The 12916-nt window shown below is 42.7% G+C and carries 16 protein-coding genes; 2 read left to right on the top strand and 14 right to left on the bottom strand.

Features of this window, described 5'->3' with window-relative positions; translation table 11 throughout:
• Positions 1-6 precede the first annotated feature (6 nt).
• From accC to DVB69_RS04380, 11 genes are all read right to left on the bottom strand, one after another.
• The gene (accC, locus tag DVB69_RS04430) at positions 7-1359 is read right to left on the bottom strand and encodes an acetyl-CoA carboxylase biotin carboxylase subunit (protein WP_116016935.1); all 1353 of its coding nucleotides are present in this window, start codon (positions 1357-1359) and stop codon (positions 7-9) included.
• Positions 1360-1373: 14 nt separating this feature from the next.
• Complete coding sequence (gene accB, locus DVB69_RS04425) at positions 1374-1901, bottom strand: acetyl-CoA carboxylase biotin carboxyl carrier protein (protein ID WP_116016933.1); 528 nt, start codon at positions 1899-1901, stop codon at positions 1374-1376.
• Positions 1902-2051: 150 nt separating this feature from the next.
• Positions 2052-2597 carry a SpoIIIAH-like family protein gene (locus DVB69_RS04420; protein ID WP_116016931.1) on the bottom strand — a complete coding sequence of 182 codons (546 nt, stop codon included), beginning with the start codon at positions 2595-2597 and terminating at the stop codon, positions 2052-2054.
• Positions 2584-3015 carry a hypothetical protein gene (locus DVB69_RS04415; RefSeq protein WP_116016929.1) on the bottom strand — a complete coding sequence of 144 codons (432 nt, stop codon included), beginning with the start codon at positions 3013-3015 and terminating at the stop codon, positions 2584-2586. The genes DVB69_RS04420 and DVB69_RS04415 overlap by 14 nt, the downstream gene beginning before the upstream one ends.
• A gap of 257 nt (positions 3016-3272) precedes the next feature.
• Positions 3273-4175, bottom strand: coding sequence for a stage III sporulation protein AE (locus DVB69_RS04410; protein ID WP_116016927.1), 903 nt, complete (start codon positions 4173-4175; stop codon positions 3273-3275).
• A gap of 7 nt (positions 4176-4182) precedes the next feature.
• Positions 4183-4581: a SpoIIIAC/SpoIIIAD family protein gene (locus DVB69_RS04405; protein ID WP_116016925.1), complete on the bottom strand. Its 399-nt coding sequence runs from the start codon at positions 4579-4581 to the stop codon at positions 4183-4185.
• A complete protein-coding gene (locus DVB69_RS04400) occupies positions 4560-4769 on the bottom strand; it encodes an HAD family hydrolase (protein ID WP_116016923.1) in 210 nt (69 codons plus the stop codon). Before DVB69_RS04400 ends, DVB69_RS04405 begins: the two co-directional genes overlap by 22 nt.
• A 219-nt stretch (positions 4770-4988) precedes the next feature.
• A complete protein-coding gene (gene efp / locus DVB69_RS04395) occupies positions 4989-5546 on the bottom strand; it encodes an elongation factor P (protein ID WP_116016921.1) in 558 nt (185 codons plus the stop codon).
• A gap of 20 nt (positions 5547-5566) precedes the next feature.
• Positions 5567-6625, bottom strand: a complete 1059-nt coding sequence (locus DVB69_RS04390) for a M24 family metallopeptidase (RefSeq protein WP_116016919.1) — start codon at positions 6623-6625, stop codon at positions 5567-5569.
• Between the two features lie 5 nt (positions 6626-6630).
• Positions 6631-7071 carry a type II 3-dehydroquinate dehydratase gene (aroQ, locus tag DVB69_RS04385; protein WP_116016917.1) on the bottom strand — a complete coding sequence of 147 codons (441 nt, stop codon included), beginning with the start codon at positions 7069-7071 and terminating at the stop codon, positions 6631-6633.
• 60 nt (positions 7072-7131) lie between these two features.
• Entirely contained in the window at positions 7132-7560 is a 429-nt protein-coding gene (locus DVB69_RS04380) for a hypothetical protein (RefSeq protein ID WP_116016915.1), read from the bottom strand.
• Positions 7561-7698: 138 nt separating this feature from the next.
• Here DVB69_RS04380 and DVB69_RS04375 point away from each other — a divergent pair, with 138 nt between their 5' ends.
• A complete protein-coding gene (locus DVB69_RS04375; protein WP_116016913.1) occupies positions 7699-8679 on the top strand; it encodes a DUF1385 domain-containing protein in 981 nt (326 codons plus the stop codon).
• A gap of 39 nt (positions 8680-8718) precedes the next feature.
• On the opposite strand, the gene DVB69_RS04370 is transcribed toward DVB69_RS04375, so the two are convergent.
• A complete protein-coding gene (locus DVB69_RS04370) occupies positions 8719-9552 on the bottom strand; it encodes a lipoate--protein ligase family protein (RefSeq protein WP_116016911.1) in 834 nt (277 codons plus the stop codon).
• 148 nt (positions 9553-9700) lie between these two features.
• On the opposite strand from DVB69_RS04370, the gene DVB69_RS04365 reads away from it, so the two are divergent.
• Positions 9701-10045 (top strand): rhodanese-like domain-containing protein, encoded by a 345-nt coding sequence (locus DVB69_RS04365; protein ID WP_116017196.1) that lies wholly within the window; start codon positions 9701-9703, stop codon positions 10043-10045.
• Positions 10046-10087: 42 nt separating this feature from the next.
• On the opposite strand, the gene gcvPB is transcribed toward DVB69_RS04365, so the two are convergent.
• Complete coding sequence (gcvPB, locus tag DVB69_RS04360) at positions 10088-11572, bottom strand: aminomethyl-transferring glycine dehydrogenase subunit GcvPB (RefSeq protein ID WP_116016909.1); 1485 nt, start codon at positions 11570-11572, stop codon at positions 10088-10090.
• A complete protein-coding gene (gene gcvPA, locus DVB69_RS04355) occupies positions 11565-12911 on the bottom strand; it encodes an aminomethyl-transferring glycine dehydrogenase subunit GcvPA (RefSeq protein WP_116016907.1) in 1347 nt (448 codons plus the stop codon). Before gcvPA ends, gcvPB begins: the two co-directional genes overlap by 8 nt.
• Positions 12912-12916: the final 5 nt, after the last annotated feature.

Below are 12916 nucleotides of genomic sequence, written 5' to 3'. Positions count from 1 at the left end.
CCTTCCTCAGTCTGCGTTCATGACATCATACTTTTCAAGAAACTTCGTGTCAAAATCTCCTGACTTAAATACTTCATTTTTCATGAGATTATAGTGGAAAGGAATGGTTGTCTTAACCCCTTCGACTACGAATTCATCTAGTGCACGTTTCATACGTGCTACCGCTTCTTCACGCGTATCCGCATGAACAATCAGTTTAGCTACCATCGAGTCGTAAAACGGTGGGATTTTGTATCCTGGGTAGACAGCTGAATCGACACGCACTCCGTTACCTCCTGGTGGAAGGTACATTTCAACTGTGCCTGGAGAAGGCATGAAGTTCTTCTCAGGATTCTCCGCGTTTATACGGCATTCTATTGACCAGCCATTGATTTTGATGTCTTTTTGTTTGAATGGCAGTTTTTCACCAGCTGCAACTTTCAACTGTTGCTGGATTAAGTCAATTCCCGTAATCATTTCAGTTACGGGATGTTCTACCTGAATTCTTGTATTCATTTCCATGAAGTAGAACTTTTTGTTGATATGATCGAAGATGAATTCAACTGTACCAGCATTTTGGTACCCTACTGCTTCTGCCGCTTTCACAGCAGCTTGTCCCATTTCCTTGCGCAATTCAGGAGTAAGTGCTGGAGATGGTGCTTCCTCCACTAACTTTTGCATACGTCGCTGAATGGAACAATCCCGTTCACCAAGGTAAACTGTGTTGCCATGCTTATCTGCTAATACTTGAATTTCAACGTGACGGAATACTTCAATGAACTTTTCGAGATACACACCAGGGTTACCAAATGCAGCCGCAGCTTCTTTTTGTGTAATTTTGATCCCTTTTTTAAGTTCCTCAGCGTCACGCGCTACGCGAATTCCTTTACCTCCGCCACCAGCAGTTGCTTTAATAATGACAGGGAAGCCGATCTCCAGTGCAACGGAAAGCGCTTCCTCTTCATCAGCAACCAGACCATCAGATCCCGGCACAATCGGAACGCCTGCTAGACGCATCGTTTCACGTGCCACGTCTTTCGTTCCCATACGTGCAATCGCATCAGAAGTAGGACCGATAAACTCTATATTCACTTCTTCACACATTTCTGCGAAGCTAGCGTTTTCAGCGAGGAAACCATATCCTGGATGGATACCATCACAATCGGTCATTTTCGCGACACTTATGATATTAGAAAAGTTGAGGTAACTGTCTTTTGAGAGTTTGGGTCCGATGCAAAATGCTTCATCGGCAATTTTGACATGCAATGCATCACGATCGGCTTCAGAGTAAACAGCGACTGTCTCTAAATCGAGTTCTTTGCATGCACGGATAATACGAACTGCAATTTCACCGCGATTTGCGATTAGAATTTTTTTCATCGTCCATTCCCCCTTCAATTTTCTTTTACAAGGTAAAGAGGCTGCCCATACTCGACAAGCTGTCCATCTTTGACAAGAATTTCAACAATCTCACCAGATACTTCTGCTTCAATCTCATTGAATAGCTTCATAGCTTCTACGATGCAGACAACATCTTCAGCCCCTACTTTTTGTCCCACTTGAACAAATGGAGCCGATTCTGGAGATGCTGACTTATAATACGTACCGACCATTGGGGATACGATGCTCTTTAATGATGGATCAGCAACTTTTTCTTCAGCTGCAGGTTCCGCAACCGGAGTGGCCACTTGCTTAGGTGCTTCGACTGTTTCAGGTGCAGCTTGTTGAACAACACGTGCGCCTGAAGTGGAATCTTGAACATCTGGTACTGGTGTTTGAACTTGAATCGGTGTCATAACTGTTCCGCTTGTATTGCTTTTTACGATTTTAATTTTAGCTCCATCTGCTTCATACGTAAATTTGTCGATTGAAGACTGATCGATAAGTTTAATAATTTCTCTAATTTCTTGAATCTTTAGCATGAACGATTCTCCTGACTCCATAAAGTTTTGTTTTACACCCTCATTCTCTATAGTAGTCGTTTTTTACGGATTTTGAAATAGTTAACCCCCATTTCGCCTCTAAAAATCTGTAAACAGAAAAAAAGACCCGGATTTTGGGCCTTTAACTGATTACTGATTCCCTGTGAAATCGACTTGTACTTTTTTCGCATCGTCCCAACTCGCTAGAACATATTGCGTGATTTCGTCAGCTAATTGTTTAGAATGTCCTTCTGTTGAAAGTACGGTCACTTTCACTTCTCCATTCTCTGTTCGGACAAATGCTTCTGGATATCCGAGCGCCTTGATTTGTAATTCTAATAACGCTTCCGCGGAATCTCGTTTATTAAGCTCAGACATCTCGTCGAATGCTTCGTTTTTCTCTTCAGCTGTATAATCAGGGGATGTCATCTTAGCATTCAGTTGTTCTGATGTTTTGCTACGCTCATCACGGACAGCCATCCGCATTTCTTCAAATAGATACGAAGTGGCAAACACTGGTGTTTGCTTATCGGATGATCCCTTTTTAGGGACTTCAGCCGTTTCAGTCATATCACTTGAAAATATGGAGATTCCGTCGAATGGCATAGGTGCTTTCTCTTTAATATAGTATATCGAGATGACAGCAACAAGGCTCATTAGTGTTAAAAACCAAACTGTGCGTTTATTTGTTCTCATCATAGTTCCCCCTTTTGGTCATTTCCACGATAACAATTCGATGTTCTGGTACTTGAAGGACTGCAGACAATATCCTTGTGAGTTCAGATTTGAGACCCGGCTTTCCGGCTCCTTCCGCCACAACAAGTACACCCGTCGCTTCTTTGGTGTTGGAGTCCGCTGACTTTGTGAAGTAATCAGAAAGCGGTGATTGTTCTTTTGCTCCCTTTGGAGGATGAAGGTATATGGAAACCTCCCCCACTCCATCAATCTTTTTCAAAGCGGATTCAAGTGCGGCCGCTTCTGTGTTCCCCTCCTTTTCATTAGACTTCCCGGACGTCGCTCCTTCTGAATTCCAGGGTGGATTGAGTAAGATGAATACGAGAACCGTGATTCCTATGAATAGGATCACTTGCATTTTCCCAGTTGGTTTTTGCATGACATCACCATTCCATCTGTCTGTTTAGGACCGGGGGCCTGTTCATCTATGAAACAATGTATGCGCGTTTTTCTGTTCCTATAACCTAAGAAAGGAAAAGATATTCAGTAGCAACCACATACCAGCAGCAAGTTTAGCCAATTGGCTAAATTCTTCTCTTCTGGACTCTGGTAACATCATAGACAAAACCCCCGAAAGAACTGAAATCAGGACAACCCCTATCAGAAACTTGTCATTTCAAATTCCCCCTTTTTCGGTTACGTCATTGAAAGCTTCACGTAAACGATAAAAAATAGAACCGTATAAACGAACGCAAAAATCATTAAAAATGTAATAGCACATAACACGAATAGAGAACGACCGATATCATCCAATACGTCGGATAACTCGGAGGAAGTGAACGGCTCAATAAGTGCTGCGCACCAACGATATAAAAAAGCTAATAGTAACGTTTGCACGACAGGCAGAATAGCAATCCCCCACAATGTTACTAGTAGCCAGCCACCCACCATCACTCCTGCTCCGGATGAATAGCGGCCAAGTGTACCCATGCTGTCTGTCACAAATGATCCGACAAACGGAATGTTCTGTCGAATCAATTCTTTCAACGGTTCACTCGCTGCTTCTGAAATACCGAAAGAAACCGCTCCGCCAGCTGTAATGAAAATTGAATAGGCAGCGACGATTGATGATACAACAGCTAATAATGTTGTCCGCAGCATGTCCGAAAGCTTTGAATACGAAATGAGAGGATACAACCGAGTCACGATATCGAACAGCAATGCAGCCGTTACTAAGGGTAACAACAACCTGTCAGCGAAAAACACAGCCCCATTTGCAAACAATAGCAACGCAGGTTGGAAGTTGAGTAGACTCAGTGCATTTCCAGAGATCGCCATACCTGCAGTCAAAATCGGATAACTCGTAACAAACAACATGGCAATCGACTTCATGAGTTGTTGGATTAGCAGGAGTTGCTCAAATGCCGGACGTAAAACTACTAGAATGATCACAATATAAAGTAACTGCTTTGTCCACTCCGAGAAAGAGGGGAAGAGATAATTCAATACCGTTGCCATCAGAGCAAAGATAATTACGACAATGAAGCTATAAAGCAAACCACTAAGCATTGATTGCAGGAAATCGAGTATGACTATCATCCCCCATTCACGGCGTAATGAGCGCAGTGAGTGTCTGTATGAGATTGACAAGCTCAGGCAGCCAGAAGGACAGGATGGTAATTTTGACTACAAATTGAGCTAAGTTTGCGAACGAAGCATATCCTGATTCAGACAAATGTTGCGTAATCGACTCCGAAATGAAAAACAAGAACGCACTGATTAACAGAAGTTGCCCGTATGGCTCAGGGACGCCGTGAAAAATATCACGTAGCTTTTTAATGAATGGGATTAAAACGTTCACCATGATATAAGCAAGAACAAATAGAAACAAGGCACTATACAAGATCGGATGTAACTGTGGGACTGCAAAACGGATAATGAGCAGCAACAAGAAAACAGCGAGTAATTGAAAAAGGAGTGCCATTACATTGCCAAAGAAAGCCATTGGAAAAACTCGGAAATCTCAGTAAAGAAAATCTTTAAAAAGCGGATCATTTCTACAGAGATGTACAAATACGCAATAAAAAATAAGAAAAAAGAGAACTCTTTCTTACCTGTCTGTTCGAAAAAAATATGCAAACAACCGATAACCAGTCCGATGCCGGCAATTCGCAGTAAATCATTCAATTCCATCCGGCGATCCTCCTCCTGCTCCACTATACGCACGCGCTTCAGACAATATGAAAAACGCTTGCCCATTCAAATTGAATGGGCAAGCGTTTTATAGGTTAGACATAATGATTTACTACTTAAAAACGATGTCCTGCTACCGTTGTTTTCCGCTCCATGAGGACGCTTCAAACAACTACTTTATGTCATTGAAGAAATAAAATAGTTCAAATATATTTGAGATTATGCGCGGGACACATATTCCCCTTCTTCTGTATTGATAATGAGTTTGTCACCAATGTTAATGAAGAATGGAACTTGTACAGTAAGACCCGTTTCAAGTTTCGCTGGCTTTGAACCACCACTCGCAGTGTCGCCTTTAATACCTGGTTCAGTTTCAGCTACTTCAAGTACAACAGTTGCAGGTACTTCAACTCCAAGAACTTCCTCTTTGTATTGAATGACGTGTACTTCCATATTTTCTTTCAAATAGTTCAATTCTTCTTCAATTTGTTTTGTAGGCAACTCGATCTGTTCGAAACTTTCGTTATCCATGAAGACGTGATCGTCACCGTTTGCATAAAGATACTGCATGCGTTTGTTGTCAATTTGCGCTTTAGCTACTTTCTCTCCAGCACGGAACGTCTTCTCGTTCACGTTACCTGAACGTAAGTTACGTAATTTCGAACGGACAAACGCTGCACCTTTACCTGGTTTAACGTGTTGGAATTCCATTACACGCCAAATATCGCCATCCACTTCAATTGTCAAACCTGTTTTAAAATCGTTTACTGAAATCATCTTGTTTCCTCCAATAGCTCTTATAAAATTTGCAGTTCTTTTGTACAGTGAGTCAATCGTTCACAACCATTTTCTGTGATAACAAGATCGTCTTCAATCCTTACGCCTCCGATACCAGGCAAGTAAATGCCCGGTTCAGCAGTAACCGTCATATTCGGTTCCAGCACCGTTTCAGAGCGGAAGGACAGTCCAGGAGCTTCATGAACTTCAAGACCAATTCCGTGACCCGTAGAATGACCGAACGCCTCACCATACCCTTTTGAAGCAATGTAATCCCGTGCAATCGCATCTGCTTGGATGCCGGTCATCCCTGGTTTAATGCCTTCAACTGCCAGTTTCTGTGCAGCAAGGGTGATCTCATAGACTTCCCGCATTTTTTCCGATGGTTCACCGACAGCCACTGTTCGCGTTATGTCGGAGATGTATCCATTATACAACGCACCATAATCTAATGTCACGAGTTCTCCTGATTGAATTTTTTTGTCGGTCGCTACACCATGAGGAAGCGCACCTCGAACACCTGAAGCAACTATTGTATCAAATGACGATGAAGTCGCCCCTTGTTTACGCATGAAGAACTCCAATTCGTTGGATACTTCTAGTTCCGTCATTCCCGCTTTGATGAACCCGCAAATATGCGTAAATGCATCATCTGCGATTTTTGCAGCTTGTTTCAAAACTTCCAACTCTTCAGGGGTCTTAATGATACGGAGTTTTTCAACAAGACCTGCAGTCGGGATAAGTTCAGCTGTAATTTGGCTTTTATATAGCTCATACATACCAAACGTTAAATCTTCCTTTTCAAATCCTAGACGGCTCACCTTCATTTTAGTAACTTGTTGTGCGACTTCTTCAATGATTGTTCTTTCATGTTGAACAATGCGGAAATCTTTGATTTGTGCAGCTGCTTGCTCCATATATCTAAAGTCAGTGATGAATACTGCGTCGTCCTTAGAAATGATAGCTACACCCGCAGTCCCTGTAAATTCAGTCATATATCGGCGATTATAGCCACTTGTGACAAGTAATGCATCCAATTCTTTTTCAGCAAGTAGTTCTCTTAGTCTTGTAAGTTTCATTAATCTCAATTCCTCTCCATTTTACGAATTAATGCAAGTGCACCCAACTCATAGCCATCGGTTCCTAATCCTGAAATCTGTCCTGCACATACAGGGGCAAGCATAGAGTTCTGCCTGAATGACTCTCGATTATGTATATTCGAAATGTGTACTTCCACGACTGGTACGTTTACAGATGCAATGGCATCCCGAATAGCGATACTGGAATGCGTGTAAGCACCAGGATTAAAAACGATTCCACTTGTGCCCTCGTCCGCCGCCTGATGGATGCGGTCAATTAAAGCACCCTCATGGTTCGATTGAAAACACGATAACCCGATATTATGATCCATGCATAACTCGAGAATACGACTTTCGATATCCTCAAGCGTTTCATGACCATATACATCAGGTTCCCGTTTTCCTAATCTGTTTAAATTAGGTCCATTCAGTAGCAACAAATCCATTGTTTATCAGCCCCTAGCCATTTTCCTCCTTATTTTATCACAACATTTAGACGAGGTAACCTATTTCGCTTTCTTTGGAAGTTCGTTCTTCATATAAACTGAAGTGCCTACGACAAACCTAGTAATAATGGCGATGAGACAAAGAAATGGAATTGAAACCGACTTAAAAGCAGATCCTATAGAATCAGGTCGTGAAATCGTCCATTCCACTGCACAAACTAAAAGCAGGGCGAGTACTATCGATGTGATCGATGGTGGTATTTTAGAAGTGACTTGCAAAATACTATAAAGGACGATAAATATAAGGACTAAAACAATAATTAAGACGAACCATTTCACAATCGGAGATTCCGTAGCAAGGATATCCCATTTCTTAGACCATCCGAGTGGTGACCATTTAACAAAATGAAAGACTTTCAGAAACTTCAGACTCAGCGCCGTTAGTAAAGCAGCAACTAGAGCAGTCCAAAAAAGTGTAGGTATATGCATAGCTGTCCCCTCCTGCTCCAAGTGTCGCCGGTTCTCACGTTTTTAAACGTGATGGTGGAGCAATTACTTATTTTCCTGTACAATAACAACTATACAAAATACAACATTGAGACTTTATAAAGAAAGTGTGGGCTGTGCATGGAAAAGAATCAGCAATCCCCTGCCTATGGCGGTCAGGCTCTCATTGAGGGTGTCATGTTCGGAGGGAAACGACATACAGTAACTGCTATACGTCGTAAAGACGGCACAATTGATTATTTTCATGTGCTGAAAGAGAGTAGCCCGATTCGTCAAAGGTTGAAAAAGATTCCTTTAGTCAGAGGAATTGTAGCTCTTATCGAGTCTGCAGGGCTTGGCTCAAAACATTTAACTTTTGCCAGTGATCATTATGATGTGATGCCGGGTGAAGAAGTGGACAAGTCAGATGAAGATTCTTCTAAGTTGACGATGATTTTAGGAGTTGCTGCAGTCGGTGTACTCTCCTTCCTATTCGGCAAGTTTGTCTTCACATTATTCCCAGTTTTCCTTGCAGGGCTTTTCCATCCAATTTTCCCGGGAAAGACTGCTCAGATTCTTTTAGAGACTTTTTTCAAACTGACACTCTTATTGAGTTATGTTTCCCTCATATCCTTGACCCCTCTCATTAAGAGGGTCTTTAAGTATCATGGCGCGGAGCATAAAGTCATTAACTGCTACGAAAATAATCTTCCACTTACTGTCGAGAACGTTCAGGCACAGTCACGCTTGCATTATCGGTGCGGCAGCAGTTTCTTACTATTCACTGTTGTTGTCGGGATGTTCATTTACTTCCTAGTGCCGACAGATCCATTCTGGTTGCGTATTGTAAATCGGATTTTACTGATTCCAGTTGTTCTTGGAGTGTCGTTTGAAGTGCTGCAGATTACGAATGCTGTACGAAATATTCCAGTGCTACGTTTCTTAGGATACCCAGGGTTATGGCTTCAGTTGTTAACGACAAAAGAGCCCGAAGACGATCAGGTTGAAGTCGCGATTGCTTCGTTTAACAAATTGCTTGAGATTGAAATACATGGCGAGGAAGTTCTAACTAACCCCTCTCCTTTATCTCCCGAGAGTGAAATGAGTACAGTGAATTTGTAACGCAAAAGGAAGGCTTTCCAAAACGGAAGCCTTCCTTTTTCATTTTCGATATGTCCATTCATCATTTGCATACTTTCGATTTTCAATTTCTTCGACCACTTTGAGTTGTTCAGTCGTAAGAACATAAGGTATGAGTTCAATGCCGAGTGCTTTTTCGAATCCGTTTGAAAAAGCTAATGAACATTCCGCTACAGTAATATCACGATCAGATAAGCGATCAATAGCTACTGCTTTTTCCGGAAGTCCTTTTCTCACTTGCTCTCTTATTTCTTCTGATTCGAATTTAAACAGCGAAACAAGTTTGTCTACGTCCAAACTAAGTAAAATTGCACCGTGCTGTAAAATGACGCCTTTTTGACGGGTTTGTGCACTTCCCGCCACTTTTTTCCCTTCAACGACGAGTTCGTACCAACTGGAAGTGTCAAAACACACTCCACTTTTCGGACGTTTCAACTGCTCCGCCACTTGTTCTGAAGGAACTGAAAAAGAAGCTTCCAGTCCGAGATTGCGAAAGCCTTCCAACAATCCTCCTGAAATGACACGATACGCTTCCGTGACTGTTTCAGGCATATCCGGATAGTCTTCTGAAACGATGACGCTATAAGTAAGCTCTTGTTCATGCAGAACACCCCTTCCCCCTGTAGGTCTTCGCACGAAACCGAGTCCGTATTGCTGTACAGCTTCCATATCGATTTCTTTGGAAACACTTTGAAAGTAACCAATGGAGAGTGTTGCAGGTTCCCATTCATAAAACCGGAGAACAGGGCCGATTTCCCCTTTGCTGTGCCAGTCAAGGAGTGCTTCATCCAAAGCCATATTAAAGGATGGCAAACACTTCCCTGACTGAATATAATTCCATTTCACTTTATCCATTTCACCCCGCCTTTCCCTTCATAACGAACTCAATTTTATCATTGCAATTGAACATGTGCCACTTAATCTTTATAATGAAGAATGAGATAGAAAGGGGAAAGATGTTTTGAATGCTAATCTGTATGTATTAATAGGACTGTTAGTTGTAATGATTGCCTATTTCATCATTACGGCTCTTCGACTCCGCAAAGCAGTTACGAATTTGACGCAAGAGCAATTCATTGAAGGTTACCGGAAAGCACAACTGATCGATGTACGCGAACCAAAAGATTTTGATGCAGGTCATATACTTGGTGCCCGCAACATTCCGTACACCCAACTGCGACAAAGGCATAAAGAAATCCGTGCTGACAAACCCGTCTATCTATACGATCACAATGGTGGTAAAAGCGCGCGAACGGCCCTGTTCTTGAAAAAGAAGGACTACACGCAACTTTACCATTTACAAGGCGGATTCCGTACGTGGTCAGGAAAAGTGAAAAGCAAAAAGTAAGTATATGAAAAGGACCGAAGCGCTTAGGCTTCGGTCCTTTTGTTATGCTTTCACTAATTCTTCTTCAGTCTCAGGAGTGTATCGTAGTACTGGCTTACGCGCAGCTTTCGTTTCATCCAAACGACTAATGACTGTCGTATGAGGTGCTTCCTGAACGATTTCTGGATTTTCTTCCACTTCTTTAGCGATTTGAATCATCGCATCGATAAAGGAATCGAGTGTTTCTTTAGATTCTGTTTCAGTCGGCTCGATCATCATGCCTTCTTCTACATTAAGTGGGAAGTAGACTGTTGGTGGATGGAAGCCGAAATCAAGCAGTCGTTTCGCCATATCTAACGTCCGTACACCAAGTTTCTTCTGACGACGACCTGATAACACAAACTCATGCTTACAGTGCTGCGGATATGGAAGGTCGAAAAACGGCTCCAAACGACGCATCATGTAGTTCGCGTTCAAAACTGCATTCTCGGTAACTGCTTTCAAACCATCTGGTCCCATAGAACGAATGTACGTATAAGCGCGCAAGTAAATTCCAAAGTTCCCGTAGAATGGCTTTACACGACCAATGGATTGTGGAACGTCATAGTTGAACGTGTACAATCCATCGTTCTTTTCCAACACGGGTTTAGGCAAGAATGCAGCAAGATCCTTTTTCACACCTACAGGACCTGAACCAGGACCACCACCACCGTGTGGCCCTGTGAATGTCTTGTGCAAGTTCAAGTGAACCGCATCGAAGCCCATATCTCCAGGTCGAGCTTTTGACATGACGGCGTTCAAGTTGGCACCATCGTAGTACAATTTCCCACCAGCTCCATGGACAATTTTCGCCATTTCCATAATATGCTCTTCAAAAAGGCCAAGAGTATTCGGGTTCGTTAACATTAAAGCTGCCGTATCGTCTCCAACTTTTGCTTTCAAGTCTTCGATATCCACAAGTCCATTTTCATCGGAACTAACAGTAATCGTATCGAATCCTGCCACTGTTGCAGAGGCAGGATTTGTTCCGTGTGCCGAGTCGGGAACAAGCACTTTCGTACGTCCTGTATCTCCATTCGCTTCATGGAACGCACGGATCATCATCAATGCAGTCCACTCACCATGTGCTCCAGCTGCTGGTTGAAGTGTGACTTCATCCATCCCTGTAATTTCACATAGATGCTCTTGCAAATCGTAGGCAACTTCCATCGCGCCTTGAACGGTAGACTCATCTTGCAAAGGGTGAATGTTTGCGAAACCTGGAATACGTGCAACCGCTTCGTTAATTTTTGGATTGTATTTCATCGTACAAGATCCAAGCGGATAAAATCCTGTGTCAACACCGTGATTTCGGTTCGACAGCGCCGTGTAATGTCGCATGATGTCCAACTCGGAAACTTCAGGAAGTGCAGCGTCCTGTTTACGGACCATCGTCTCAGGTAATAGTTTTGTCAAATCCACTTCAGGGACATCTAAATCAGTAAGGCTATATCCAATACGGCCTGGTTTTGAGACTTCAAAAATGAGTGGTTGGTTTTCGTTATGCATGGACGGCCTCCATTTCCTGCACTAGTGCATCGATCTCTTCTTTCGTCCGTTGCTCTGTCACTGCGAATAATGCGTGGTTCTCCATTCCTTCATAAGTAAGGCTGAGATCGTATCCTCCGATAATCCCCTGTCCGAGCAATTGCTTATTCAACTCTTTAACTGGACGCTTACAATCGACTACGATTTCGTTAAAGTGTGCATTTCCACCAAGAACTGAGAATCCTGCATTTTCTAATGCTTGCTTTGCATAATGTGTTTTTGCATAGTTTTGATAGGCAATTTCACGTGCACCGGTTTTCCCGAGAGCCGTCATCGCAACAGAAGCTGCAAGTGCGTTCAAGGCTTGGTTTGAACAAATATTGGACGTGGCTTTATCACGACGGATATGTTGTTCACGTGCTTGCAATGTAAGTACATAGCCACGACGTCCTTGGTCATCTGTCGTTTCACCAACAAGACGCCCTGGAACTTTACGCATAAGTTTCTTCGTCACTGCAAAATATCCACAGTGAGGTCCACCGAACTGTTCAGGAATACCGAAGGGTTGTGCATCCCCCACCGTAATATCTGCACCGAGTTCTCCTGGAGGTGTTAAAATGCCTAGCGCCAATGGATTGGAGGATACGACAAACAATGCGCCATTGTCGTGTGCTAACTCGCCGATTGCTTGTAATTCTTCAACTTGACCGAAGAAGTTCGGATATTGTACGAGAACAGCAGCCGTATCTTCAGCCAATAATTTCTTTAACTCTTCGATATCTGTCACGCCATTTTTTTGCGGAATCGTAACAACTTCAATCTGCTGACCATCTGCATAAGAGCGAACTACATCGCGAGATTCTGGATGTACCGTTTCAGAAACAAGTAGTTTTTTCCGTTTCGTATGTCCTGCTGCAAGGGTTCCCGCTTCTGCGAGCGCAGTACCACCGTCATACATAGAGGAGTTTGCGAGATCCATCCCAGTTAATTCACAAATCATGGTCTGGAATTCAAAGATCGCCTGAAGTTCACCTTGGGAAATTTCTGGCTGATATGGTGTATAAGCTGTGTAAAATTCAGATCTAGAAATAACGTGATCGACAATGATTGGTTTGTAATGATCATATACTCCCGCTCCAAGGAAGGATGCATATTGTTTGGAATCCGCATTTTTTGCCGCTACTCTTGAAAGCTCTTTAAGTAACGCAGATTCAGATTTAGCTTCCTTAATGGCCAAATCTCTAGTAAAACGAACACTTTCAGGAATATCTGCGAATAGTTCATCAACGGATGAAATTCCGATCACTTTTAACATTTCTTCGCGATCGGCTTCTGTCATTGGCATATAACGATGCATCATAATTA

Source organism: Sporosarcina sp. BI001-red, from assembly GCF_003384035.1.
GTDB lineage: Bacteria > Bacillota > Bacilli > Bacillales_A > Planococcaceae > Sporosarcina.
This window is presented reverse-complemented; position numbering and strand designations above follow the sequence as displayed.

Coding starts and splice junctions, on each gene's coding strand:
- accC (WP_116016935.1), bottom strand. CDS start 1,359: ATGAAAAAAATTCTAATCGCAAATCGCGGTGAAATTGCAGTTCGTATT.
- accB (WP_116016933.1), bottom strand. CDS start 1,901: ATGCTAAAGATTCAAGAAATTAGAGAAATTATTAAACTTATCGATCAG.
- DVB69_RS04420 (WP_116016931.1), bottom strand. CDS start 2,597: ATGAGAACAAATAAACGCACAGTTTGGTTTTTAACACTAATGAGCCTT.
- DVB69_RS04415 (WP_116016929.1), bottom strand. CDS start 3,015: ATGCAAAAACCAACTGGGAAAATGCAAGTGATCCTATTCATAGGAATC.
- DVB69_RS04410 (WP_116016927.1), bottom strand. CDS start 4,175: ATGATAGTCATACTCGATTTCCTGCAATCAATGCTTAGTGGTTTGCTT.
- DVB69_RS04405 (WP_116016925.1), bottom strand. CDS start 4,581: ATGGCTTTCTTTGGCAATGTAATGGCACTCCTTTTTCAATTACTCGCT.
- DVB69_RS04400 (WP_116016923.1), bottom strand. CDS start 4,769: ATGGAATTGAATGATTTACTGCGAATTGCCGGCATCGGACTGGTTATC.
- efp (WP_116016921.1), bottom strand. CDS start 5,546: ATGATTTCAGTAAACGATTTTAAAACAGGTTTGACAATTGAAGTGGAT.
- DVB69_RS04390 (WP_116016919.1), bottom strand. CDS start 6,625: ATGAAACTTACAAGACTAAGAGAACTACTTGCTGAAAAAGAATTGGAT.
- aroQ (WP_116016917.1), bottom strand. CDS start 7,071: ATGGATTTGTTGCTACTGAATGGACCTAATTTAAACAGATTAGGAAAA.
- DVB69_RS04380 (WP_116016915.1), bottom strand. CDS start 7,560: ATGCATATACCTACACTTTTTTGGACTGCTCTAGTTGCTGCTTTACTA.
- DVB69_RS04375 (WP_116016913.1), top strand. CDS start 7,699: ATGGAAAAGAATCAGCAATCCCCTGCCTATGGCGGTCAGGCTCTCATT.
- DVB69_RS04370 (WP_116016911.1), bottom strand. CDS start 9,552: ATGGATAAAGTGAAATGGAATTATATTCAGTCAGGGAAGTGTTTGCCA.
- DVB69_RS04365 (WP_116017196.1), top strand. CDS start 9,701: ATGATTGCCTATTTCATCATTACGGCTCTTCGACTCCGCAAAGCAGTT.
- gcvPB (WP_116016909.1), bottom strand. CDS start 11,572: ATGCATAACGAAAACCAACCACTCATTTTTGAAGTCTCAAAACCAGGC.
- gcvPA (WP_116016907.1), bottom strand. CDS start 12,911: ATGATGCATCGTTATATGCCAATGACAGAAGCCGATCGCGAAGAAATG.